This window comes from Oenococcus kitaharae, from assembly GCF_025758695.1.
Classification (GTDB): Bacteria; Bacillota; Bacilli; order Lactobacillales; family Lactobacillaceae; genus Oenococcus; species Oenococcus kitaharae_A.
In genome coordinates this window covers 238,784-264,189 of record NZ_JANJQP010000003.1, presented here as the reverse complement: position 1 = coordinate 264,189, position 25,406 = coordinate 238,784, and the positions used below count along the sequence as shown (strand labels likewise).

Sequence of the window (25,406 nt, the reverse complement as noted above, 5' to 3'; positions counted from 1 at the left end):
TTTAACGTCTGATTAATTGCAACAAACTAACTCTTTTATGATCTTTTACTCACGTGATCGTACAAATAATCAACTGTTGACTGAAAGGTAATCAATTTGGTTGCATCATCGTCAGAAATCTCGATATCGTACTTGTCTTCTAATTCCATGACTAATTCGACAAAATCAATCGAATCGGCATCGACATCTTTTGTAAAATCCAAATCTGGTGTGATTTTGGATTCCGGTAAATTAAAACGTGCTGATACTTCTTTTGTTAACTGAGCAGCAATTTCTTCTTTTGTCATTTTTCCTCCACATGAACTTCGAACTGGTCTTTATTTTCCTGAACATATTTCGTGATATCCGCCACCAAATTAACCTCAAGAATCGTTTTAATTTGACCAATCGTATTTGCGACAGCCTTTGCTTTGGCTGAACCGTGCGTTTTAACCACTGGTGCTTTTAAACCAGCAATAACCGCACCCCCAGCATTATTATAATCCAGAACAGAAGCGAATTTTTTCAGTGCCGGCTTGACCAGTGCGGCCCCGATTTTAGTCTTTAAACCGCTGTTAACCAAGACATTTTTCAGCCCAGCAAACATCGTTAAAGCCGTCCCTTCAATCGCTTTAAGTGCTGCATTGCCAGAAAAACCGTCAGCCACAACAACATCAGCGTGACCGTTTAATAATTCACGGCTTTCAATATTGCCGGTAAAATTCAATTCTTTGACATGCTTTAATAGCTGATGTGCTTCGATATGAATCTTATCGCCCTTATCTTCTTCAGCGCCATTATTCAAAAGTCTGACCTCAGGGTTCGGGCGTTTTAAGACATGTGTGGCATAGAAATCACCCAAAACGGCAAACTGTACCAAATACGGTGCTTTTACTTCAGCGTTAGCACCAACATCCATAAACACCCACGAACGCTGCGGGTCGTCTACAGAAGGCATCACAGTCAATAAACCAGGTCGTTGAATGCCATCAATCCGGCCCACGATAAAGATGCCGCTCGCAAGCAAGGCACCGGTATTACCAGCTGAAAACAGTGCATCCGCTTTGCCGTCTTTAACTGCATTAGCAGCCACGACCATCGAAGAATCTTTCTTCCGGCGGACTGCCTTAACCGGCTCTTCGCCCATTTCAATGCTCTCAGTGGTATTAATGATTGTCAGCCTGTTTTGATCACTATCGCCAATAATCTCTAGAATCCGGCCTTTATCCCCATATAAATCCAATTGCAGATTATCATACCGGTCTCTAGCGATTAAAGCGCCCTTCACAATTTCTTCAGGAGCGTTGTCGCCCCCCATTGCGTCGATCGCAATTGTATATAATTTACTCATCTTAGTCAAAGTCCTTATATCGATACATAGTCAACGACAAATATTTTACCAGTCCGGCATGGTCTTTGTCAGAATCCCAGTGCGGCTGCCTCGTAATCTCGATTGCGGCTTGCTGAGCGATCTCCATCATTTTTAAATCATGCACTGGATCGCCTACATTGAATTCCGGCAGACCAGCTTGTTTGACACCGATCATATCGCCGGGACCGCGTAATTGTAAATCTTTTTCAGCTAATTGAAAACCATCTGTCGTGGACTCGATGGCTGTCATCCGATCAATCCCATACTGCGTCTTGGGATCGGAAATCAAAATCGCATAGGACTGTTTATCACCTCGTCCGACTCGGCCGCGTAATTGGTGCAGCTGCGCCAGGCCGAAACGATCCGCATCCAAGATAATCATAACGGTCGCGTTTTTAATGTCTACACCCACTTCAATGACCGTTGTTGTAACCAGTAATTGTGTCTTATTAGCAGCAAAATCTGAAATCACTTGCTGTTTATCCTCATTTGACATACGGCCGTGCAATAAAGCCACATGATAAGGTGCCATTTCTGTCTGCAGCTGATCATAAACCAATAAAGCATTTTGTACGTCCAGTGTCTCCGATTCCTCAATTAAAGGTGTCACCACATAGACTTGCGCACCAGCAACAATTTGCTTTTTTACCCATTGGAAAACATTGTCAGTCTGATTAGATTTAACCCATCGTGTGACAATACGCTTCCGGCCGCTGGGCAATTGGTCAATCGTGGAAACATCCATCTCGCCGTAAGCGGTAATGGCTAAAGTCCGTGGGATGGGGGTGGCTGTCATGGCTAGAATATCCGGATTCTGTCCCTGTTCCCGTAAAGCTGCACGCTGCTTGACACCGAATCGGTGCTGCTCATCAACAACAGCTAAAGCCAAGTTATGAAAATGCACGTCTGGCTGAATCAGAGCGTGAGTACCCACAATAATATCAATCTCGCCCGATTGCAAGTCCTGCAGGATCTGTCGGCGGGCAGCTGCTTTTAGGCCGGATGTGAGTAGCTCAACACGCAAATGCAGGCCGCAGGACTCATATAAATTGCTCAAATTAATGGCATGCTGCTGAGCCAAAATTTCGGTCGGCACCATAATCGCAGCCTGAAAACCAGCACTATAGGCGGCAAGCATCGCGACAGCAGCCACGATCGTTTTACCAGACCCAACATCCCCCTGCAGCAGGCGATTCATGTGGATCGGTGCGCTTAAATCCTGAAGAATTTCGTCCAGCACTTTCTGTTGAGCATCAGTCAGGCGATATGGCAGCCGCTCAACAAAATCCTGTAGGACTTGGTTATCATAATTGACTGCTCGCCCTTGGTGTTCCTGAGCAGATAACTTCAAAAGCTGCAGACGCATTTGAAAAATAAAGAACTCCTCAAAAGCGGCAGAACGGCGTGCCAGACGAGCCTCCTCGGCATCATTTGGAAAATGCATATCGTGAATCTGTTTTTTCCGAGGCTGCAAACGATATAGCTGACGTAAATCAGCTGGTATCAGATCTTCAATTTGGTCGGCATAGAGACTGTAAGCTTTTTGAATCAGCTGCTGAATTGTTTTTGCATGAATCGCTTGGCTGGAAGGATAAACAGCTGCCAACGAATTCTCAGCCAAATTGATAATCTTTTGGCCGGCTAACGATGCGTGAATCGCATCATAGGTCCCAAAAACAGCGATTTCCTGCTCTACTTCAACACGTTCTTCCAACCATGGCTGATTAAAAAAAGAAACAGAAATATTATCATGGGCAATCAGCAAGTGGAATGAGAGCCGGGATTTATGATAACCAAAATGCGTCAAAACCGGGGGTGAACTGACAACACCCTTAAAAGTAACTTTTTGGCCATCATCCGTTTGGCTGGGCAGACGCGTCTCAAAGTCATCATAGCGAAAGGGATAATAAGTCAGCAAATCCTCAATGTTTTCAATTCCTAATTGCTTCAAAGCCTCAGCGCGTTTATCGCCAACACCAGAAAGTTTTGTAATTGGATCAAAAAGACTCACAGAAAGATTATATTACTTCCACTGTTCAATTTTGCCAAGAGCTCTTGGTGGCGGGCCAAACAAAAAATCCGCCTAGGACGGATTTTGATGCTGTGTTATGAACTAAAAAATTATTCAACCGAAATCAAAAATGGATATAAAGGCTGATCACCCTCATGAACTTCAGTTTCCAAATCACTATTCAGCTTAGAAATTGCTTTTACTAATTGGTCAGCTTCTTTTTCATTAGATTCACTGCCATAGATAACTGTGACAATTTCAGAATCTTCATCAAGCATTGTTTTGACTGCATTAACAGCCACATCACGAATCTTTCGACCATTCGCCTGAATCTTGCCATCGACAATCGCAATGTACTCACCGCGTTTGATATCTTTGCCATCTAAAACAGTATCGCGAACAGCTTTTGTAATTTCAGCTGATTTGACCGTATCCAGCTGATCAATCATTTCCTTGGCATTCTCTTTAACATCAAGCTCCGGATTATAACCCAGCATGGCTGTCAAACCTTGCTGAATGGTCTTGGATTTGACGATCTCAACAGGTACTTTTGCCATCTCAGCGGCCTGGCTGGCTGCCATAAAGATATTGCTGTTGTTAGGAAGAATAATCGCTTTTTTGGCACCACTAACTTTGATTGCATTCAATAAATCCTTGGTTGATGGATTCATGGTCTGGCCGCCTGTAATTACATCAGTCACACCCATTGACTCGAACAGTTCAGCCACACCATGACCAGAAGCAACCGTAATTACAGCCGTCTCAACAGGTTCTCTTTTTTTCTCAGTCTGCTCTTTTGCAACACGATCGATCACAGCCTGCTGCTGATCGCGCATGTTATCGATCTTGACCCAACGAATCGAACCATAATGCGTTGCCTCAGTCAAAATAGCACCAGGATTTTCTGTATGTACATGTGTTTTGACCAAACCATCGTCAGCGATAACAAGCAAAGAATCACCCAATTCACTCAAATCTTTGTAAAAATCATCGTAACTCCAGTCACGATCATAAGTTGTTCCCTTACCAGTCTCAAAAAGAACTGTCGTGCAGTAGCCATATTTAATATCTTTAGGATCCAAGGAAACCTGTGCGTCAAACTCATCGCTCTTTTCATCGAACTGAGCCATATCTGGCGGCGTATCCAAATCATCTTGTGTGGTCTTGCCTGAAAGCACCTCATACCAAGATTGAAAAACAAAGACTAATCCTTGGCCGCCGGAATCAACGACACCAACCTCTTTTAGAACAGGGAGCAACGAAGGTGTCTTAGCCAATGCTTTTTTTGAAGCATCGTAAGTCGCCTTGCTGACCTTAATCAAATCATTGGATTTAGCTGCAGTCTGCCCAGCTGCGGCTGCCGACTCGCGAATAACCGTTAAAATCGTGCCTTCGGTCGGCTTCATGACAGATTTATAGGCCGCTTCGGTACCAGCCTTCAACGCATTAGCAAACTGCTGTGCATCCAAGGTATCGAAGTTAGCAATGTATTTTGTAAAACCGCGCATGATTTGCGACAAAATAACACCAGAATTGCCACGCGCGCCCATCAAAAGCCCCTTTGACATCGCAGCCGATAAAGCGGCGACAGATGTTTCCGTAGAATCACGCTCGTATTGAGCTCCGGATTGCATCGTCAGACTCATATTGGTGCCTGTGTCGCCATCCGGCACCGGAAACACATTCAATTTATTTATATGCTGCGCATTTTTCGTCAAAATTTGGGCAGCAGCATTGATCATCCGACCAAATTCAACATTCGTAATTATTTCCATTTGATCTCCTTAGGCGCGGATGCCTTCGATAGTGACATTTACTTGATTAATGACAACACCCAGATTTTTCTCCAAAGCATAGCGAACCTGCTTTTGAACGGCTTTTGAAACTTCGGAAAGCTTTGCACCATATTCAACAACAATATGAACATCAATGGTAAGCTGATCCTTCTCTTCGGATACTAGAATACCGCGTCCATAATTAGGGCGCTGCAAAACCTGATTCACACCATCTTTGAAAGACTTTGATGCCATACCAATCACACCAAAGGATTCAGAAGCAGCAGTTCCGACGATCGTCGAAATAACATCATCATCAATATTTACTTGGCCAATCTTGGTCTTCATCTTTAGGCTCATGATTTTACCTCTGATTAAATTTTAACAGTCTTTTCGAATTTGGCTTTTCGCTTTAAGATATAAAAAAACCGCTTTCAGCGGCCCAATTTATACGCGTTCGATAGAACCATTCTTCAAACCTGCGCGCAAAGTACGAGCAGTCAGATAAACGGTCTTGGGAGCGTCGCCGTTAATCTTAACGGTCACTTTTTGCAAATTCGGCTTCCACGAACGGCGATTGGCATTCAAAGCGTGCGAACGCTGATTACCAAAACGAGTCCGCGCGCCGGTGATAGCATCTTTTGCCATGGCGTCCTCCTTACATGTAACTTTTAAATTTTATATGATTTGTGCCTGAATTGCAAATCTTAAGTCCTGAAAAGCTTTAATATTCGTTTAACTTGTTTTTTAAATTGTTTTAATGTTGGATTTCAATAATGATCTTGTTCCAAAGGACGCCCCAGAGGAACGATTTTCATAAATAACTATCCCTTCCAAAATTATAAAACTCTCTTTATAAAAATCCCTTACACCGACCAGCGTCGGTGTTTTTTATTGCTATCAGTTGGGACAACATGCTAAAATATACAAGTTCTGCGGATGTGGCGGAACTGGCAGACGCGCAGGATTTAGGTTCCTGTGAGGCAACTCGTGCAGGTTCGATTCCTGTCATCCGCATAAAAAACGTCGATTTAGAGGCGTTACTAAGTGTTTTATAAGCAAATTTGCGATAGCCGATTTTAATCGGTTATTTTTTTATCTCTAAGTGCAAAATATCACTTGACAATCATTACATTAATTGTTTTAATTCATGTAACCAATATTTAGAGGGAGAATTTCCAGTGTCTAGTCTTTTTTTAACTAAACAAGTCATTATCAGCGTCATCATTATTTTGTCATAATGATGAGCTGTTATTGAGCTGCTCGTCATTTATCGAAGACGAGCAGCTGAGAGATTGAAAATTTTTCAAATCGGTCAACTGCAAAAACAGTTGACCGATTTTTTTATGGTAACAAAGGAGAAAATGAATTATGACAAAAAAAGAAAAAAGACGTAATACAGTTTTGCTGGCGTCTTTGATTTTCGGAATGTTTTTCGGGGCCGGCAATCTGATTTTCCCAGTTCAACTGGGTCAGAATGCTGGCGGCAATTGGGTCACGGCGACTCTTGGTTTTTTAATCACAGGCACACTCGTGCCTTTTTTGGCTATGCTGGCCGTCAGCGTGACCAATAGTAAAGGTGTATACGACGTTGCAAAACCTGTCGCACCTTGGTTTGCAGCAGTCTTTCTCGTCTTGCTTCATCTAACAATCGGGCCTTTTTTCGGGACGCCAAGAACTGCAGCAACAGCTTTTTCTATGGGTGCAGCACCCTTTCTGCCCAAGAATTTCCAAGGTCTTGGTATGCTGATATTTTCAGCTCTCTTCTTTGGCTTGGCTTACTTTTTGACAATTAAACAAAAGAATCTGGTTAAATGGATCGGCAAATACCTCAATCCTTTGTTTTTGGCACTATTAGTCATCGTCCTTCTATTAGCATTAGTACTACCGATGGGCAGTCTGCATCAGGCAGTTCAGCCGAGCTATAGCGGCAATCCCTTTTTCCAAGGCTTTCTTGATGGCTACAACACAATGGACGGTTTGGCCCTCTTAGCCTTTGCGGTCACAGTGGTTTACGCCGTACAAGGACTGGGTTATCAAAAAGAACAAGTACCCAAGATGCTGGCCAAATCTGGATTCTTCAGTATTTTAGCCGAAGCAGTTCTTTACGCAGGGCTGGTTTTTCTCGGCACCAGCAGTCTAGGCCTGTTCAAGGTCGCAGCAAATGGTGGAACAGCCTTTGCGCAAATTGTTCAGCACTTTTTGGGTAATGTCGGCATTGTCTTCACAGGTGTTTTGGTCACTTTAGCCGTTTTTACAACCGCGATGGGCTTGTGTGCCTCATTTGCTCAAGATATGCACCGGACTTTTCCAAAATTGAGTTATGCAACCTGGCTGAAAATCACAACGGTTGGGTCTTTTGTCACTGCCAATGCAGGCCTGACAAATATCGTAGCCTGGGCAATCCCAGTACTGATGCTCATGTATCCCTTGGCATTGGTTTTAATCGGCTTGTCTCTATGCGCAAAATTTTTCAAACGGTCCAAGTATGTCTACCGATCAGTTGTATTTATGACTTTGCCCGCTGCGCTGCTGGATAGTGCTGCCAACCTGCCAACCGGAAAATTGCCAGTCTTATCTGATCTAGTTGCGGCTTACCATCAATCCGTGCCACTTGCGTCTCTAGGATTAGGATGGCTGCTGCCGGCCCTGGTCGGTGCTGTTGTTGGTACTTGCCTTTATCTGCTTTTTGACAAAGGGCAAAGAGCCGCGGTTAGTCAAACAGAAGCAAACTGAGTATCGTTTGTGTATTGAATATATTTTAAAAAGGTCCCCATTTGGGGACCTTTTTTGAGTGGCATAACAATCAGAAATGAAATCATTACTTAAGATAACGAATTGATATGCTTTTTTGAAAAAATAAAATATCCCAATATCAAGGCCCCAAAAACGTACTCAGCTGTCAGTCCCAATGACAGTGGCAGACTGATGCTTCGATATGGCCAGGGCTCCAAGACCAGCTGATTTGTAAATCGGGAGAATAAGGACATGATCGCATTCTTAAAATCCGTTCTACCCAAATTCGGTATCACCGCCTGATAAATCAGAAAAATAACGATGGCAATTGATGAACGTTTGCATATCAGGCCAACAGAAAACCAAATCAAGGCAGTGACCACGCCGATCAAACAGGCCACCAAGACTGTAAGGATCATATCTCCGGCATTTAACGCTTGAAGAGAAATACCATATTCCGAAAGATCTCGTAATTTAACAAAATGCGGCAGAATCAGGCCTAACAAAGACGCTAAAACAGCAGCGAGCACATAAATGGCGGCAGTTGCTGCAAAAAGAGTCAGCACTTTGCCTGAAAAAACCGCTAGCCAAGTGTGATTGTCCAGTTTTCTTTTATAAGTCGCACTGGCAAAATCGTGTATGGCAATTGAAATTCCCAAAATGCCTGTCAGGAGCGGAAATAGAACTAATCCCAATGAGCCAAATAAAAATCGCGTGAATTCAATGGAGTGGAGTTGATTTTGAGAATGAATCACGTTTTCGTAATTATAGCGTGCGCTATTATCCACTGTCGTACTGACTTGGCCAAAACGATTTGATTGTTGTTGGATTTGGTAAGGCTTTTGAATATCTTGATTGAATTCGGCCGAACTCTGATACATTCCACGAGTTATCTTAAAGGCCTGCCAAGAATCTGCCTGAGTATTGACGGCTTGAAATCCAGCAAAAGCGACCAGCAAGCAAATAATCACCAGAACGACGCGCGATATCTTACTTTTCAGCAGATACAGACTTTCTTGTAAAAAAGTAGTTTTCATATGTTTGTGCCATTCCTTTCTGTCGCCATGTTGTGTCTTCTATGATTTGATGATCGCAAATGACGTAAAGATGATTAATAAGATTGTCGCAATTAATCTCCTCTAGAAAGTTATTCGGAATTCATTTTCGAAAATAAAATTAAATTTAAAAGATAAAAAACAAATAGAGTTTTAGAATTTCAAAAAGCAAAGCAGCAGTGAAAATTGCCATATAGACTAAAGTTTGTTAAACTGTTTTAGTCAATTGATTGCCGACTTAGCTCAGTTGGCTAGAGCACCTCACTAGTAATGAGGGGGTCGGAGGTTCGAATCCTCTAGTCGGCATAAATCAGCCTGCATGACTGCGTTTCTAGCATATCGTTGTGAATAATTCAGACAAAAAAAGGATCCAATTCAGGATTCCCTTTTTTTATTGTTTAATTCAACTCACCAGCAGCAATTTTATCAATCAGATCCCGTGATGGAATGAAGAAGAGTTGGCCTGACAAAATTGTGGAGAATTTCAAAAGGAAATCCGATGTATCCAACATTTGCTGAAGCATCATCTTAGTGATATGCCAATGCCTAGCGTATCCCATGAAATAGGTACCTGTTTTACCTGAAGCCGGATCGGAAAAAGGCACGTTCATACGAATAATTTTTTGTTCCTGCCCATCAATTTCGATTTTAGAGCTCACATTATGCGCATTTTTAAATTTATCAGCATCCTCTAATTCCAGATCGCTGAATTTTTCGCGCCCAACGGCTTTTTCCTGATCTTCGGTCTTCAAATGATTCCAAAAATCCATATCGTGCTGCCATTTCTGGGCAAAAGCATACGAACCATTGATAAAATCAGGATCTTCATCACCGATTAAAGCGTAACCGGCGGCATCCTGTACGGCCGGTGCTTCTGTCCCATCGATAAAGCCGATAATAGCCCGCCCTTCAAAATAGCGAAAACCCTTTGTCTCATCAACAACTTCAGTGATGTCTTTTAAAAAGCGGCGAAATTGTGTCTGCGCTTCATAGACGACGGCCTCATTACTGGCACGAATATGAAAAAATATGTCGCCCTCGCTAGCTGGCATGGCGTACTCCGGACCGGTCAGGCCTTCATACGTTTCCAATTCTTTTGGCTGAGACGCATTGGGAAACAAGTATTCCCAAGCCTTCTTGCTAAAACCAAAAGCCACTTTCAAACCTGATTCTGTGGCTAAATGGGCATCACGAATTTTTAATGAACGGATAATCGCTTGCGACCGATCAGCGAATTCTGCAATGGCCTGCTGATCTTTTTGCTGATCTTTTCTCAGCAGGCGCAAAACCGTAAACTGCACATGCTCGCCCACATCTTTCCATACATCTTGTGCTCTATCTGGATTGATTGTCATTTTCTACCTCTTTTTTTACAAATTCGGCGATTCAATAAATATTGAAAGGATAATTCCACCGTATCATATCTGAAAGGGCAAATTAAACTCTTCTTTCAAAATAAAAAAAGCCTTCACTATAAGGCTTCATTACTTAATTGCGATGTTCTTGGTCGATCTTATCTTCGCCGAAATAAGGACGCAGAACTTTTGGAATTGTGATCGAACCATCTTCATTTTGATAATTCTCTAAAATAGCAGCAACTGTACGGCCGACAGCGAGTCCAGAGCCATTTAACGTGTGGACAAAATGCAAACGGCCATCCCCATCGCGATACTGAATATGCGCACGACGAGCCTGAAAATCCTCGTCATTCGATACCGAAGAAATTTCGCGGTACTTATTTTGCGTCGGGAACCAGACTTCTAGATCATAAGTCATGGCCGACCCAAAGCCCATATCGCCAGTCGAGAGGCGAATTACATGGTAAGGCAGTTCCAGTTTTTGCAGAATATTTTCCGCATTCACAGTCATCTTTTCCAATTCATCATAAGAATCTTCCGGTTTTGTAAACTTAACCATTTCGACTTTATTGAATTGGTGCAGGCGAATTAATCCGCGCGTATCTTTGCCGGCAGCCCCAGCTTCTTGACGAAAAGCCGGTGACAAAGCCGTGATATAAAGCGGCAATTCGGATTCGTCCATGATTTCATCGCGGCGCCAATTAACCAAAGCAACTTCGGCCGTCGGAATCATTGTCATAGCCTGGTCTTTGCCGACTTCATAAGCATCATCGACAAATTTCGGGAATTGACCAGTCGCATACATTGATTCATTGGTCACCATATAGGGTGTCAGCAATTCCGTGTAACCTTCGCGACGGTGTTCATCAAGCATAAAATTATAAATGGCGCGTTCCAAGCGGGCACCAGCACCGACATAGTATAGGAAACGCGCTCCAGAAACTTTGGCTCCTCGTTCAAAATCTAAAATTCCCAAATCCTCGCCGATATCATAATGTGGCTTCAGCCAATCAGGCGTTTTTGAGAAAGCAGCCGGACGGCCCGACAAATTAGCCGGTTCCCAAGTCCTTTGTTCCACGTTATAGCTGTCATCAGGCCCCACTGGGACACGAGGATCAGCTAAATTCGGTAACTGTGCCTCTTGATCGTGAACAATTTTATCGATTGCCGTTACTTGTTGATCGAGATCTTTAATCTGGTCAGAAACGAGCTGCATATCAGCGATGGCTTTTTTAGCAGAAACGTCATCTTTTTCACGCTTGGCCGCACCGATTTGATCAGAAACTTGGTTGCGTTTTGCCTTTAACTGCTCAACTTCTTTAATCAGCGAACGCCTTTTTTCATCATCAGCTAGCAGTTGATCCAAAACACCATCAGCAACATTGCGGTCCAGCAAACGTTGATTTGCTTCATCGCGATTATTTCTCAAATACTTAATATCTAACATATATTCGATTATACATTGGCAATAGAAAAAATCTTAAAAAGCATTCTTATTTAGTGCTTTGAGGGGACGATAATTTCTCTGTTACAAAATGGTGGTCTTGAAATTTAATTCTGACATCCGCTCGACTAGCAAGTTCCTCACTATCTGTGCTGATAATGACGGTTTTTTTCCATTCGTGTGCTGCTGCAGCAAAAGCCGTCAACAGTCTTTGAGCAGCGGCTGTATCTAATTTTTCTGTCGGATTATCGGCCAAAATAATTGGCGCATCAACTGCCAAGGCGCGTACCAAGGCGATCAGCTGTCGTTGTTCTAACGAAAGATCAGCGACGACCCGTTTCAGAAAACTATTTTCGACACCAACCTGAGACAATAAGTCCATCGCATAGCGTTTGCTGCCAGCATGTTTGGAATTGGTAATTGATAATGCTGACATAATATTTTCAACAGGCGTCATATAATCAATCAAGTTGCCATCAGAAAACAGTAAAGAAATTTTTTCATTACGATATTTATTTAATCCTATTTTTTGGATATTTTTGCCATTAAAGTTGACAGTTCCTGAAGTTGGAGACTTGAGGCCGGCTAAAAACAGCATCAACTCTCGCTGGCCGGTAATGGCGTAGAAACGTGCATTATCGAATTTAAGGCTGACATTTTTATAGAGATATTTTTTGCTGTGATCAGCGTATTGCGTCAATTTTTGAACTGTTAATGTCATGAAATACTTTTTTAAAATGCAATCCGATCAAATTTGGAGCGAAGAACAATAAACAATGAAAGCCCAGTGGCCACAGATACCATGATGATGCCTAAGACGACCAAAATGATTAAACTGTTAATATCAAGCGGCGTTGAAAAAAATGCGGGATGGGCAATAACCTGTGTACCAATCAAGCCGCTAAAGAAACTGCCGAATGCCCCGGTTAAAATCAAGGAGATCAATAAAACCAAGCCCGTTTCAATAAAAAACTGTCCGGCTATTTTTCCTTTTTTTTCACCCAAGGCCATGAGCAAACACACTTCTTTTTGCCGTTTTCTGGCCACGATCGCTAAAATGATGAATAAAATCAAACTGCCTGCAATCACGGCCGACCAGATCAAACGAAGTGCGGTTCTCGACAAGTCCTGAATCCAAGTAGTGACAGCCAAGTAGAGCTGGTCATTACTTGTCAGCTGCAAAGAGGCAGGAATCAATTGATTAGCTCTTTCCATAAATGCACGCTCTTGTTTACGATTCGCTAAAGTATAAGCTGCTTGGGTAACCACACCAGCATTGCCTGCCAGATTTGAGGCCAAACTATAGCTTGCAAAAATAGTTCTTGATGGATCCTCAAGGGCTCGAAACAAATGCCCATTAGCACCCTTAGCAGTATAAATGCCAACCACTTTAAGGCTGCTGACGCGGCTTTGAGAATTTCGTACCCTGATAATGTGACCGATATCAATATTATCCGCTAAAGCCAAGCTTTTTTCGATCACAACATTATGGCTGCCTAAATCAGAATTATAAATGCCGCGTCCTTTGATAATGGCATATTTTCTTGCTTGAAAGTTCGGATCGTCTAAATTCGTGGATAGACCGAAAATCGTGATTTGGTTGCTGGAAAGCGGAATTGTTGCTTCCACTGACTGTTTGCTGTTAGCTTTCAAGGGCGGCAGTCGAAAAGAAGCCGCTCTTACTTGTGTTTGAGAATGGATCTGATAGCTGACAACGTTATTGAGCTGCGCAAGCCGTTTGGCAATTTTTCGGCTGACTGCTGCCTGGCCAGAATCGGCGGCAGGATACGACCAAAAACCCGTACTAGCAAAACCGCTCAATAAGGCCTTTTGTGTAAGTTGATGATGACGAGACGATAAAATGACTGTATTGCCAAGGGGCTTTTTATTATTTTCGCTGGATTTGAGAAGTGCATTCTGAATACTTAGACCGGTTAATATCACGATCAGACTTGTGGTTGTGACCAAAATCAATAAAAGGCTTTTTCCGATTCTTCGTCGAAGATACAAAAAAGCACGTTTTATGTAATCCATAAAAACTCCTAACAGTAGCAGATTATTATTGGAAAATTAAAGGGTGCTTAAATAAGTATTAAATGAAAATTAATCCTGTGATCATCTCATCCAACCAGATTTCCGAGATCGAATAATTTTGCATCTATTTGTTTTAAAACTTCATCGGCAGCGGGCTTTGATTCCACAAAATCATACTTGTCGCCATTGATCTCCATCTTAGGGCCGCGATCATAGGAAGCATACCAAGCCTCGTAACGCTTGTTGAGTTCCTCGTAGTAAGTATATAAGTCAGGGTGAACCGAAATCTGTTCAAATGACCGCCCTCTTTTTTGAATCCGGTCCAGCATCGTATTAAAAGAAACGCGAACATGGATTAGCAAGCCCGGATCTTTAGAAGGCAGTTCCGTGAGCTTTTCCATCATGTTGGTCAGCAGCGACTTGTAAATCTGTACCTCAGTCTCTGTGGAACGGCCTAGATCTGCATTTAATTGAAACAGCAGCGCATCTTCAAAAATTGATCTGTCGATGACATCCAATTTATTTTCTTGTGCATTTTTAATATTATCTAAACGCTTGTTTAAAAAATAAATCTGCAGCAAGAAGGCATACTTCTTCGGATCGTCATAAAATAGCGGCAAAATTGGATTGTCGCTCACGCTTTCATAGATTGCTTTGCTTCCTAGGTGATTAGCCAGCAAAGCAGTCAGGCTTGTTTTTCCGGCCCCAATAGTTCCTGCTAAAACGATCATTTTTCCTCCTAAATGCTACTTTATATAATTTGACAATTTAAGCAGATAATGTCAAATCTTTTTATGAAATACATAAAAACGTGTAAACGCGAATCAAATCCAGCTGCCGCGAAAAGTTTTCAAACGAGAGAAAAGGCCTGCATATTCAAAATACACTTCTTCTGAAAAAAGAAACCAAGCATAACCCAGCAGCAGTGCACTCACAACATCCAGCACACTATTGTAGTGGAAAGCAATAACTGACAAGCAGACCAGAAGCAGCCAGAAAATCATAAACGTAATCGTACGATTTTTAGCCTTTCTGGCCTTTTTATTGAATTCTGGAACCAGCAAAACAAAGAAGAATTGCAGCAGCAGAAAAGTCAGCAGCACCGGCAGACTAGGAAATGTTTTTCCAATTGATACCGGCCTTCCTGCCAGCGCCGGCCGATGGATCAGCAGGGTCAGCAACGCATCGATAGGAAATGCAGTCAAAGTTGTCAGTAAAAACCAAAGAGCCGGGATTTTGAAGTTGCTGCCCCACATATAGAAAGCGATTGCCAAAATAAAAAGTACAATAATCAAAGGACGGCTTAAATGGGCCGCCGGCCATAGAATCACATGCCAAATAAAGCTATGGGGCTGTGAGAGAAAACGTGTTGCAAAGTCGTCAAACAAATTGATCATAAATGACGAACGCCACATCAAAAGAACAACGATCAAAAATAAGAAAGCAAAAATAAAAATTAAGGGCTTTCGTGCTCTATCCCGATCCACAATCATAATTCACCATCTATTGTAACAAAGCCGTAATCTTTAATGTTTTAAATTAGAACTTTAGATAGAATGTAAGATATGCCAAAAACCAAACCATTAAAAGCCGGAAGAGAACGCCGCCCCGGCAAAAAAAATAGACATTTAATCAGAAATATTCTCCTGACTGTTTTCGGAGTGTTCTTTATTGCAATCGGTATTACTTTTTTCATTGCCTATTCCAATATAAAAGGTGCCATCAATACTAATACATTTGTGCCGACGAAGTTGAAGAAAAGCCGTGACGTCAATTCCGTGTTAAATGATGGGCGGCCTGTTTCCATCCTGCTCATGGGTACTGATACAGGCGAGCTCGGCCGAAGCTGGGTTGGCCGAACAGACTCGATGATACTCGTAACCATCAATCCGAAAACAAAACGGACGCTCCTTATGTCAATTCCAAGAGATTCGATGATCGCCATCCCTGGTTATGAAGATACGTTCCCACAAAAAATAAATGCTGCCTATGAATATCCGGCAAATGGACAAGGGCATCCCGAAACCACCATTCGAACAGTACAGAAATGGTTGAACGTACCAATTGATTTTTACGCCATCGTCAACATGGGTGCACTCGAAGAGGTTGTTAATCGGGCTGGTGGTATCAGCGTGAAATCACCGCTATCATTTGCTTTTTCATCAGATACAGCACACGCATATGGCGCGCATCTTTACCGTTTTACAAAAGATTCTGATCAATACAGCTATTATGCTGACGGCATTAACCTCACTAAAACTTCACGTGTGATGGACGGCACAGCTGCCTTAGCTTTTGCCCGTATGCGTTATGAAGACCCGCTAAGCGACTACGGCCGAACCTTGCGTCAGCGCTTAATTTTGGAAGCTATCGCCAAAAAAGCCGGTAGCTTGATTCCACAAATTATTAATCAGCGTTTTCTGAATTCAATATCAAAACAAGCACAGACTGATTTGAGTTTCAACGACATGCTGGCATTGGGATCAAAATATCGCAGCGCGATTAAAAGAATTGATTCTGACCACTTGCAAGGAGTCGGTTATAAGTATGGCCTGATTTCCTTTGAAATTATTCCAACTAAAGAAAGACAACGCGCAACTGACAAAATTAGAAAGTTTTTGGGTCTGCCTGCCGGACAAACCGGACCTAAATTTGCCGGAACTGTCAGCAACGGTGTCGTGATTGACGATGGCACACAAGACTCAACGGCCACAGCTGCCAGCCAGCAATCATATACCTATACACCGCCCGCTGCACCGGCAGCCAGTTACTCTTCCAGCTACACGGCTCCAGCCTATACAGCACCGGCTGCCTCCAGTACCGCTTCATCTGCCCCACCAGTAACCGGTGAATCTTCCTCATCCGACGATTCTACTAAATAGTGCAATCAAAAAACCGCAGGCAAACACCTGCGGTTTTCGTTTTGATCAGTTTACTTAGACTGTTTATTTAACTTAGCAATCAATTGTTCAATATGGTCGCCATATTCAATTGCTTTATCACGTTTAAAGACCAAATCAGGGATCTTAAAAGTTGTCATTTTCTTTGCCAATTCACGCTTGATGAGTCCCTTGGCAGCCTCTAAACCAGCTGCTGCTTTTTGACCAGAACTAGCAAGATCGGAATAAATGGTCCAATAGACATAGGCAATGGAAAAATCTGCCGTCATATCAATACCAGTAATCGTGACATCATCTAATCTGGGATCAGAGACCTGTTTGACAAGGATCTGACCCAAATCACGCTGGATTGTTCCTTCTACACGCAGGAGCCGCGGTGATTTCTCACGTTTAGGCATTTGCCTTGACCTCTTCCATTGTGTAGGCTTCGACCACATCGCCAACCTTTTCATCGTTGAAATTGGCAATCGTCAAACCAAGCTCAAAGCCTTTTTTGACCTCTTTAGCATCATCTTTTTCGTGTTTGAGTGAGGCAAGCACGCCATCGTACACAACAACGCCATCACGAACCAAGCGGATTTTAGCATCACGCGTGATAACACCGTCAGTCACCATACCGCCAGCAATCGTGCCGATCTTAGAAAAGTGAAATAATTGTCGAACATCAACCGAACCCAGATTCTTTTCTTTATAGACAGGTTCCAGCTGGCCCTTCATAGCGGACTCAACTTCGTTGATGGCATCATAAATCACGTTATATAGACGAACATCGACATGTTTCTGCTCTGCATCGGATTTGGCCTGACCCACCGGACGAACGTTAAAGCCAATAATAATTGCACCAGAAGCCTCGGCTAAATTAATATCAGATTCATTGATAGCACCGACGCCAGCATGGATAATTTCCACTCGAACGCCTTCGACCTTAATCTTCTTAAGCGAAGAAGCTAGGGCTTCGACAGATCCCTGCACATCAGCTTTGACAATCAAAGAAACTGTCTTCATCTCTTGTTTAGCCATCGTAGAGAACAAGGTATCCAGCGTCACAACCGTGCCGTTGTTACGTTCCTCTTCCATTGCAGCCTTTGCACGAGATTCACCCGTTTCACGAGCCTCTTTTTCAGAATCCATCACGACAAAGTGATCACCGGCTTGTGGCACCTCATTCAGCCCGGTAATTTCAACCGGCGTAGCTGGAAGCGCGGATTTAATATTGTGATGCGAAGCGTCGTTCATCGTCCGAACACGTCCGAATGTATTGCCAACAACAATTGGGTCACCAGTCTTCAAGGTGCCTTGCTGAATTAGCAAAGTAGCAACGGCGCCGCGACCCTTGTCCAGACGAGCTTCGATAACAGAGCCTCGCGCTTTGGCCGTTGGATCCGACTTCAATTCCATAACATCAGCCTGCAGCAAAATCATCTCAAGAAGTTTATCAACATTCTCGCCTGTTTTGGCTGAGATTGGCACTTCAATCGTGCTGCCCCCATATTCCTCTGGAACTAAATCATATTCCATTAATTCATTCACAATATTTTGCGGGTCGACACCTGGAATATCAATTTTATTGATTGCGACAATGATTGGCGTTTTCGCAGCTTGCGCATGGTGAATCGCCTCAATCGTCTGGGGCATAACACCGTCATCGGCAGCAACAACCAGAACCGTAATATCTGTGACATTAGCACCACGCGCACGCATTTCCGTGAAGGCTTCATGCCCAGGTGTATCAAGGAATGTGATCAGCCGATCATTCAATCGAGCCTGATAAGCACCGATATGCTGTGTGATACCGCCTGCTTCGCCTGCAGTCACATGTGTATGGCGCAAATAGTCAAGCAGGGTTGTCTTACCATGGTCAACATGTCCCATAATTGTGACAATTGGCGCACGGGGAACTAGCTTAGCTGGATCGATATCATTATCATCCTCATTAAAGAAGCGATCAATATCAGCAACATCAACTTCTTCTTTTTGCTTGGATTCAATACCATAATCAGCAGCCAACAATTCGATCGTATCAGCATCCAAGCTCTGATTTTGGTTAACGACAACACCTAGCAAAAAGAGCTTCTTAAGAATTTCGGTAACATCACGATGAATAATTTTGGCAATATCTTGAACATTCATGCCCAGACGATATTCCAAAACTTGTGGTAACGGCTGTTCCTTACGCTCATTTTGACGATTTCTCGCTGCCGTTGCTGCTGCGATACGCTGTGCTTTCTTGGATCCTTTTGGTTCAGACTTCCTCTGCGTGCCCCTTGCTGGACCGCTAACAAAATGCGTACCTGTTGTACCTGGTGTTGTCTGATTCCGACGGCGTGTATTATTTCGAGCCGAATTGTTGCCAGAAGCTAAAGCGCCGCCAAAACGGCCACTGCCATTTTGCGCTGCATTCGGTTTGTGGGTGTTATTATTTCTATTTTGGCTGTTCTGCGCATTAAACGGACGGTTCGCACCGCGATGATTATTGTGCTGATTGGTCGTGGGATGCTGATTGGGCAAAGGATTATGTGTATGTGTGCGGTGCAGCGGGTCATTGGCATTGCTATTGACAGAAGCTGGCCTGCCGTTGCCCCGTGGGCGTTGGCTTAACGGTCTTCTCTGCTGATTACGCGAATCATTATTGCCAGTACCGGTTGGCGCACTAGCAGATCCCGCTCTAATAGGACGATGATCTTTTGGTGCTGGACGGCCAGTATTAGATTCAAAACTAACGCGGCGCCGTTGACGAGGCTCTGGCGAATTCTGGGTTGATTCTCCTCTTCTCTCACCTTGTGCACGACTCGAAAGACCTGCTGAATGCCGACGCTGCGATGCTGGCAGTTCAGATTGAGAAGCAGATTGTTTTCGAATGTGATGGACCAATGGGCGTCGTTTCTTTTCTTCTTCAGTCATAAAGTCACCTCCTTTAATAACTCTTTGATTTTTCTTGCTATGCCAAGATCAGTAATGCCAAGAATTTTTCTGGGCTCTCCAATTGCTTGACTGATTTCTGTACTTGAAAATTGATTAACTATAGTAATTCTTCCTCGGATTAAATCTTTAAAATCTTTTTTTGTGTTTTCGCTTGCATCAGAAGCGATAATCGCGATAGCAATATTCTGCCTCTTAATGGCTTTTGCAACTAATTCCTGTCCAGTCACAAGCAGTCCGGCTCTTCTCGCTAAGCCGAAATAATTAAGAATTTTTTGCTTTAATAATTTGTTCGTGACTGAAAAGTTCCTTTCTGGCTTGCTGATGATCTACCCAGTCGATTAGCTGGTCATAAAAATCATCCGGCACAGACATCTCGAAGACAGTGTCAAGAATTTTTTCCGTTTTTGCCTTCTTAGCTAGTGTAACATCTACGCTGATATAGGCGCCGTGACCATTGACTTTGCCGCTGGGATCAAGATGCAAAAGTTTATCATCAGCTTTAACAATTCTCAAAAGATCTTTTTTAGGCAGCATTTGGCCACTGACAACGTCTTGACGCATCGGAATTTTGCGCTTGCGGAATTGTGTCTTATTTTTTGCCATTAAAAACTAATTACTTATCCTCGTCCTTCTTTTCTTCGCCCTCTTTTTCTTCCAAAACCGCGTCAAAATCAACATTATTCAAAGCAGCTGCGAATTCATCCTGTGCCTCTTTGGTCTCTTTGGCACTCATGTCTTTTTTCGCGGCAGCTGCAGCCTTATCTGAATCAGTGCCATCTACTGGCGCGGCGTCGGCACTATCGTCCGCATCTTCACTTTGGCCATCTTCATCATTTGAGACGAAATAATCACCTGCATCAGCATATTCTGTCTCATCTTCTAAATCACCAGCATCATTTTCATCAACTGATTCATCATCTTCATCGGCATATTTAGCGGATTCTTCCAAAATAGCCTGCAGCTGAGGATCGTTCTCTGCCTGTGTCTCTGATTTGATATCAATCTTGAATTTGGTTAATTTAGCTGCTAAACGTGCATTTTGGCCACGTTTTCCAATAGCCAGACTTAATTGATAATCAGGCACAATCACAGTTACCTCATTGTCATTGTCAGGATTAAAGATAACGTCCACAACTTCAGCGGGGTTCAAAGCATTAGCAATATACTGTGCCTCATCTTCAACCCACTCCACAATGTCCATATTTTCCCCGTGGAGCTCATTAACAACCGCTTGGACACGAGAACCGCGCGGGCCAACCAAAGTCCCGACAGGGTCCAGATTAGGATCAGTCGTACGGACGGCAACTTTCGAACGATCACCGGCTTCACGAGCAATAGATTCAATCACGACGACACCGTCATAAACTTCCGGAACTTCCTGTTCGAACAAACGCTTTACCAATTCAGGACTAGTTCGTGATACATATATTTGAGGTCCGCGAGTGGCTGAATCCTCAACGCGGTTGATCAAAACCTTGATCGGATCGCCGACTTTATAAGTTTCGCCTGGAATACGATCCTTTTCGCCCATAGCCGCTTCTTGGCCATCAGGCATCGTTACCCACAAAAAACGCTGGTCTTCACGCGCAACACGTGCAGAAACAATTTCGTGTTCGAAGCCTTCATACCGTGCATGAATCGCTTCTTTTTCTTTCTCACGAATTAATTGCGTTGATTTATTTTTGCCGGATTGTGCAGCCAAACGTCCAAAGTTGCGTGGATTGATTTCAAATTTGATCTGGTCACCGACCTCATATGCTGAATTAATCTCACGTGCATCTTTTAGATAAATTTCTGAATAAGGGTCGATCATGTCGCCATCAGCAACGACTTCTTTAATCTGCAAAAGATTGAATTCTTGTTTTTCAGGGTCAACATCAACTTCAACATTAGTCTCGCCTTCAAAATTCTTTTTATAAGCCGTTACCAGCGTATCTTTTAAAGAAGCAATTGCATCTTCTTCACTAATTCCCTTTTCAGCTTGCAGTGCCTGCAAAGCAGAAAATAATTCTTTTCTATAATCTGATGCCATGTTTATACCTCCTGGTTTAACGAGATTTTTGTAATTTTGTCTCTCGGAAAATCTTCAATTTGTTCTGCTGAATTTTTTAGCTCAATATAAGAATCTGAGTAGTCGAGTAAAATACCTTCAGCGTTCTTCTGGCCATCAATTTTTTCAAAAAAATTGATCTTGACTGGTTCACTGACAGCCCAAGCTAATTGGTCATTACTTTTAATCGTGCGGTCAATTCCCGGAGAGGAGATATCCAGATTATAGTGGTCTGGAAACGGATCAGGTTCAATTTGATCCATTGCTTCACTGATAAAAGGCGTGATCTCGGAAATTTCATTCATTGTAATCGGTGTCTTATCTTGACGGTCAATTAAAATCGTTAATACCGGTGAGGCAGCACCAAAGAAACTAACATCCCACAACATCAACTCACGTTTTTTGACAATTGGGCTGATGCGTTCTTTAATTGTTTCTAGTTGTTTTGAATTCATTTTCGAATTGGCTTGACCCATAAAAAATGAGCTGGCAGATGCCAACTCATTTACTTCAGTAAATCAAGTTACGTCTATTATAACTTGCCCGTGAGGATATATCAATAACTATATAAGTAAATAATTCTGTAGCTGCTGTTGCTGTCCTTGGTAATGACCGCCATGAGCTGATTTGAAGCACTTAACGAAATTCGTATCGGAATACTGTTGTTAAAATATTTTGGCGCAGTTTCCGCAATGTAAGTGGCAAAAGCTTTAATTTCCGAAACAGAATAGAAGCTTGTATTAATATTGATATTCAGCCCGTTCAGACTGCCGTTTTCATAGTGAGCTTGGGCAGTTGCATAGGAAATATTCGGGAAAAAGTTTTGAATCTCGTTTTTGAAATTCACAAAATTAGTATTATCTTGTGTGCCGATGGATGACCGGTCAGTATCAGTTTTAGGGAAAACAACATTTTGAAAATCAACATTGGTCCACTTGCCAACAGTATTGCCGGACTTTGATAAATAGTAAGCATAGGGGGCACCGCCTGCCAACGAATCCTCCGGTGCATTCTCATACATCACGATTAAAATAGGCAGATCTTTAGGGATTTGGTTCATAGACCGCAATCGCCGCAATACTTTGGCAGCAGCTGTGCGGCCTTGTGCAATCATCTCAGCACGAGAAATATTCTGAGTATATTCCGGCCCTCCGAGTGCGCGGGTATAATGATCAATTCGATTCATAGCAAGGCCGATAGTCATGCCCTCCAAATTTAATTTGGTGCCATTCACCTGGTTCATAAAATCATTTTCTTCAATTGACTGTAAATAATAAGGGTTGCGGCTATCATCGGTTCGGCCGTTATCAGGGGGGTTCAGGCCGCTGCGATTACTGTTGGAATATCTGTCCAGCCATGAGCTCAACAGGTCAGATGACAAATACTGTCCTTCTTGAAAAATATACCTGCGGGTCGAAAAAAAGCGTTTTGACAATTCATTTAATGAAAGTTCAAAGGACTGAGCGTTAAAATTCGATTCCGTGGTTACAGTCATACCGCGCGCCGAAGAGGTCAGATAATTGCCATTGGATATCACCGACCGGTATTCACCCTGCTGATTATTTTGATTAATCACCTGCACACTGCTTGGGCTGGATGAACTGCTGCTTGTGCTGACAGGCTGACGATTATTAAAAAAATACAACGCGCCGACAATCACAAGCAGCACAGCAAAAAGAAGAATTAAAAATTGTGTAATTGTAAGTCCGCGTCTATTCTGCTGCATTGCTTAAATCGCTAAAATCCTGTTCATTAATAATTTTGATACCTAATTTACTCGCTTTATCTAGTTTACTACCTGCATCGTGCCCTGCAATTAATAAATCTGTTTTTGACGATACAGATGAGGAAACATTCGCACCATGTTCTTCCAGCCAAGTCTGCATTTGTGGACGCGTCCAGTGATCTAATTTTCCGGTCAGAACAATCTTTTTATTGAAGAAATAGTTATTCTCATCAATATTGCTGCTGGTCAGATAATCGAAATTGACTTGAAAATTGTCCAATTCATTAACTAATTGAGCAACCGATTCCGTATTGAAATATTGGACAACGGCGTCTGCCATGATCTCCCCGATGCCGTCAATATCGGCAATCTCTTGGGCTGAAGCATTCTGCAGATTGCGTAGATTTTTAAAATGAGCAGCTAAGACCTTAGCCGCTTTAGCACCAACACCACGAATACCTAAGGCTGTTAATAAGCGTTCAACCGAATTTTGGCGGGAACGGTCAATGGCGGCAATTAGATTCTTAGCCGATAATTCAGCGAATTTGTCCAGTCCGGTCAATTGCTGCTCTGTCAAAGAATACAAATCAGATATTTTTCTGATTAACTTTCTGTCTAAAAGCTGCTGGACCACGCGTGGTCCTAAACCATCGATATTCATCGCATTTCTAGAAGCGAAATGAGTCAAGCCTTCTTGAATTTGTGCCGGGCATTCAGGATTAATGCAGCGCAAAGCCACTTCGCCTTGGACATGCACAAGTTCTGAACCGCAAGAAGGGCAGCGGCTGGGAATCGGATAAGGCTGGTCGGCCGTCTTCGGCCGCCTATCTATAATGACCTGACCAATTTCAGGAATAATATCGCCAGCTTTATGCAGCGTGACCGTGTCTCCAATACGCACGTCTTTTTCTTGCAGATAATCAGGATTGTGCAGGCTGGCCCGTCGAACAGTCGTCCCGGCTAAAAGCACTGAATCCATCACAGCAGTCGGTGTGACAACGCCGGTCCGGCCTACAGTCCAAGTGATGTCGCGAACAACAGTCAAAGCCTCTTCCGGCGGGAATTTATAGGCAATGGCCCAGCGCGGAATCTTGACGGTATTGCCCAGTTCGTTTTCCATATTTAAATCGTTGACTTTGACAACCACACCATCAATACCAAAGGGCAGCTGATCGCGTTTGGCCGTGAATTCATCAATATATGCCTTCACATCCGCCATTTTTGTAATCACACGATTATCAGCGTTTACAGGGAAACCTAATTCCCGAAAACGTGCCAGCACACCTGATTGTGTATCAGTGCCTAAAACATCATTTTGAGCTGTGTAGTAAATAAATGACGATAACTGACGAGCTGCGGTTATTTTTGGATCCAGCTGACGCAGACTACCGGCAGCTGCGTTACGCGGATTAGCAAAGACAGCTTCGCCTGCTTCATCTCTTTCTTGGTTCAAACGGGCAAATGAAGCTTTTCCCATATAAATCTCGCCGCGAACCTCAATCGTTAAAGGTTCGGATAGAGTCTCTGGAATTTCTTTGATCGTGCGGACGTTGGCCGTAACATCCTCGCCGATCGAACCATCCCCTCGTGTCGAAGCCTGGATCAGACGACCGTTTTCATATTTTAAGGAAATAGCCAAGCCGTCAATTTTTAATTCCAAGTTGTAGTGCTGCTGGCTGCCAGCATTCTTCGTCGTCACAGCATCCCAATCCATCAATTCTTGAATCGAAAAAACATCTCCTAAAGACAGCATCGGAACCGGATGGACAACTTTAGCCAAGCCGCGTGACTCAGTTTGTGCTGCATTGCCAGCTGCGACCCTTTGAGTAGGCGAATCAGGCATGACTAAGGTCGGATAAGCTTTTTCAAGGGCAACTAAGCGGGCATAATTGGCATCGTAAACATAATCCTCAACACTAGGATTATCGTCTTCGTAATACTCGCGGCCCCATTTGATCAGTTCGTCAGAAAGATCTTTAATTTCCTGCTGAGCCTGAGTAAAACTGAGTTGTTCAATTGGCGTGAAATTGATTTCTGGATTCAT

Annotated in this window: 23 protein-coding genes and 2 tRNA genes; 4 read left to right on the top strand and 21 right to left on the bottom strand. The window is 43.1% G+C overall.

Going from position 1 to position 25,406, the window contains the following annotated elements; all coding sequences use genetic code 11:
- Positions 1 to 35: 35 nt before the first annotated feature.
- From acpP to rpmB, 6 genes are all read right to left on the bottom strand, one after another.
- Positions 36 to 287: an acyl carrier protein gene (gene acpP, locus NRF22_RS07490; RefSeq protein ID WP_263779931.1), complete on the bottom strand. Its 252-nt coding sequence runs from the start codon at positions 285 to 287 to the stop codon at positions 36 to 38.
- Entirely contained in the window at positions 284 to 1,330 is a 1,047-nt protein-coding gene (plsX, locus tag NRF22_RS07485) for a phosphate acyltransferase PlsX (RefSeq protein ID WP_263779930.1), read from the bottom strand. Before plsX ends, acpP begins: the two co-directional genes overlap by 4 nt.
- 1 nt (position 1,331) lies before the next feature.
- On the bottom strand, positions 1,332 to 3,362 hold the full coding sequence (gene recG / locus NRF22_RS07480) for an ATP-dependent DNA helicase RecG (protein ID WP_263779929.1): 2,031 nt from the start codon (positions 3,360 to 3,362) through the stop codon (positions 1,332 to 1,334).
- Between the two features lie 110 nt (positions 3,363 to 3,472).
- Positions 3,473 to 5,137 carry a DAK2 domain-containing protein gene (locus NRF22_RS07475; RefSeq protein ID WP_263779928.1) on the bottom strand — a complete coding sequence of 555 codons (1,665 nt, stop codon included), beginning with the start codon at positions 5,135 to 5,137 and terminating at the stop codon, positions 3,473 to 3,475.
- Positions 5,138 to 5,146: 9 nt separating this feature from the next.
- Positions 5,147 to 5,497 carry an Asp23/Gls24 family envelope stress response protein gene (locus NRF22_RS07470; protein WP_028291895.1) on the bottom strand — a complete coding sequence of 117 codons (351 nt, stop codon included), beginning with the start codon at positions 5,495 to 5,497 and terminating at the stop codon, positions 5,147 to 5,149.
- A gap of 87 nt (positions 5,498 to 5,584) precedes the next feature.
- The gene (gene rpmB, locus NRF22_RS07465; protein WP_007745617.1) at positions 5,585 to 5,785 is read right to left on the bottom strand and encodes a 50S ribosomal protein L28; all 201 of its coding nucleotides are present in this window, start codon (positions 5,783 to 5,785) and stop codon (positions 5,585 to 5,587) included.
- 287 nt (positions 5,786 to 6,072) lie between these two features.
- On the opposite strand from rpmB, the gene NRF22_RS07460 reads away from it, so the two are divergent.
- Both NRF22_RS07460 and brnQ read left to right on the top strand, forming a co-directional pair.
- Positions 6,073 to 6,154: transfer RNA gene (locus NRF22_RS07460), tRNA-Leu, on the top strand.
- Between the two features lie 351 nt (positions 6,155 to 6,505).
- Positions 6,506 to 7,873 carry a branched-chain amino acid transport system II carrier protein gene (brnQ, locus tag NRF22_RS07455; protein WP_412178728.1) on the top strand — a complete coding sequence of 456 codons (1,368 nt, stop codon included), beginning with the start codon at positions 6,506 to 6,508 and terminating at the stop codon, positions 7,871 to 7,873.
- Positions 7,874 to 7,962: 89 nt separating this feature from the next.
- Here the strand turns inward: brnQ and NRF22_RS07450 are convergent, their stop codons facing one another.
- The gene (locus NRF22_RS07450; protein ID WP_263779926.1) at positions 7,963 to 8,910 is read right to left on the bottom strand and encodes a hypothetical protein; all 948 of its coding nucleotides are present in this window, start codon (positions 8,908 to 8,910) and stop codon (positions 7,963 to 7,965) included.
- Between the two features lie 250 nt (positions 8,911 to 9,160).
- Here NRF22_RS07450 and NRF22_RS07445 point away from each other — a divergent pair.
- Positions 9,161 to 9,234, top strand: a tRNA-Thr gene (locus NRF22_RS07445).
- Positions 9,235 to 9,326: 92 nt separating this feature from the next.
- On the opposite strand, the gene NRF22_RS07440 is transcribed toward NRF22_RS07445, so the two are convergent.
- The 6 genes from NRF22_RS07440 to NRF22_RS07415 all read right to left on the bottom strand — a co-directional run bounded on the left by NRF22_RS07440 (position 9,327) and on the right by NRF22_RS07415 (position 15,257).
- Positions 9,327 to 10,283: a Dyp-type peroxidase gene (locus NRF22_RS07440; protein WP_007745612.1), complete on the bottom strand. Its 957-nt coding sequence runs from the start codon at positions 10,281 to 10,283 to the stop codon at positions 9,327 to 9,329.
- Between the two features lie 133 nt (positions 10,284 to 10,416).
- The gene (serS, locus tag NRF22_RS07435; RefSeq protein WP_263779925.1) at positions 10,417 to 11,733 is read right to left on the bottom strand and encodes a serine--tRNA ligase; all 1,317 of its coding nucleotides are present in this window, start codon (positions 11,731 to 11,733) and stop codon (positions 10,417 to 10,419) included.
- Positions 11,734 to 11,779: 46 nt separating this feature from the next.
- On the bottom strand, positions 11,780 to 12,451 hold the full coding sequence (locus NRF22_RS07430; protein WP_263779924.1) for an ATP-binding cassette domain-containing protein: 672 nt from the start codon (positions 12,449 to 12,451) through the stop codon (positions 11,780 to 11,782).
- A gap of 11 nt (positions 12,452 to 12,462) precedes the next feature.
- Positions 12,463 to 13,764, bottom strand: a complete 1,302-nt coding sequence (locus NRF22_RS07425; RefSeq protein WP_263779923.1) for an ABC transporter permease — start codon at positions 13,762 to 13,764, stop codon at positions 12,463 to 12,465.
- An 86-nt stretch (positions 13,765 to 13,850) separates the two neighbouring features.
- Positions 13,851 to 14,495, bottom strand: coding sequence for a deoxynucleoside kinase (locus NRF22_RS07420; RefSeq protein ID WP_263779922.1), 645 nt, complete (start codon positions 14,493 to 14,495; stop codon positions 13,851 to 13,853).
- 93 nt (positions 14,496 to 14,588) lie between these two features.
- The gene (locus NRF22_RS07415) at positions 14,589 to 15,257 is read right to left on the bottom strand and encodes a phosphatase PAP2 family protein (RefSeq protein WP_263779921.1); all 669 of its coding nucleotides are present in this window, start codon (positions 15,255 to 15,257) and stop codon (positions 14,589 to 14,591) included.
- Positions 15,258 to 15,329: 72 nt separating this feature from the next.
- Between NRF22_RS07415 and NRF22_RS07410 the strand changes: the two genes are divergently transcribed.
- Positions 15,330 to 16,646, top strand: coding sequence for an LCP family protein (locus tag NRF22_RS07410; protein WP_263779920.1), 1,317 nt, complete (start codon positions 15,330 to 15,332; stop codon positions 16,644 to 16,646).
- A gap of 50 nt (positions 16,647 to 16,696) precedes the next feature.
- On the opposite strand, the gene rbfA is transcribed toward NRF22_RS07410, so the two are convergent.
- The 8 genes from rbfA to ligA form a co-directional block, all read right to left on the bottom strand.
- Complete coding sequence (gene rbfA / locus NRF22_RS07405) at positions 16,697 to 17,062, bottom strand: 30S ribosome-binding factor RbfA (RefSeq protein ID WP_263779919.1); 366 nt, start codon at positions 17,060 to 17,062, stop codon at positions 16,697 to 16,699.
- Positions 17,055 to 19,565 carry a translation initiation factor IF-2 gene (gene infB / locus NRF22_RS07400; RefSeq protein ID WP_263779918.1) on the bottom strand — a complete coding sequence of 837 codons (2,511 nt, stop codon included), beginning with the start codon at positions 19,563 to 19,565 and terminating at the stop codon, positions 17,055 to 17,057. Before infB ends, rbfA begins: the two co-directional genes overlap by 8 nt.
- On the bottom strand, positions 19,562 to 19,813 hold the full coding sequence (locus NRF22_RS07395) for a 50S ribosomal protein L7ae (RefSeq protein WP_412178724.1): 252 nt from the start codon (positions 19,811 to 19,813) through the stop codon (positions 19,562 to 19,564). The genes infB and NRF22_RS07395 overlap by 4 nt, the downstream gene beginning before the upstream one ends.
- Before the next feature lie 34 nt (positions 19,814 to 19,847).
- Complete coding sequence (rnpM, locus tag NRF22_RS07390; RefSeq protein ID WP_263779917.1) at positions 19,848 to 20,189, bottom strand: RNase P modulator RnpM; 342 nt, start codon at positions 20,187 to 20,189, stop codon at positions 19,848 to 19,850.
- Positions 20,190 to 20,199: 10 nt separating this feature from the next.
- Complete coding sequence (nusA, locus tag NRF22_RS07385; protein ID WP_263779916.1) at positions 20,200 to 21,618, bottom strand: transcription termination factor NusA; 1,419 nt, start codon at positions 21,616 to 21,618, stop codon at positions 20,200 to 20,202.
- 2 nt (positions 21,619 to 21,620) lie between these two features.
- Positions 21,621 to 22,091 (bottom strand): ribosome maturation factor RimP, encoded by a 471-nt coding sequence (gene rimP / locus NRF22_RS07380; protein WP_263779915.1) that lies wholly within the window; start codon positions 22,089 to 22,091, stop codon positions 21,621 to 21,623.
- A 101-nt stretch (positions 22,092 to 22,192) separates the two neighbouring features.
- Entirely contained in the window at positions 22,193 to 23,362 is a 1,170-nt protein-coding gene (locus NRF22_RS07375) for a CamS family sex pheromone protein (RefSeq protein WP_263779914.1), read from the bottom strand.
- Positions 23,349 to 25,406 (bottom strand): NAD-dependent DNA ligase LigA, encoded by a 2,058-nt coding sequence (ligA, locus tag NRF22_RS07370; RefSeq protein WP_263779913.1) that lies wholly within the window; start codon positions 25,404 to 25,406, stop codon positions 23,349 to 23,351. The genes NRF22_RS07375 and ligA overlap by 14 nt, the downstream gene beginning before the upstream one ends.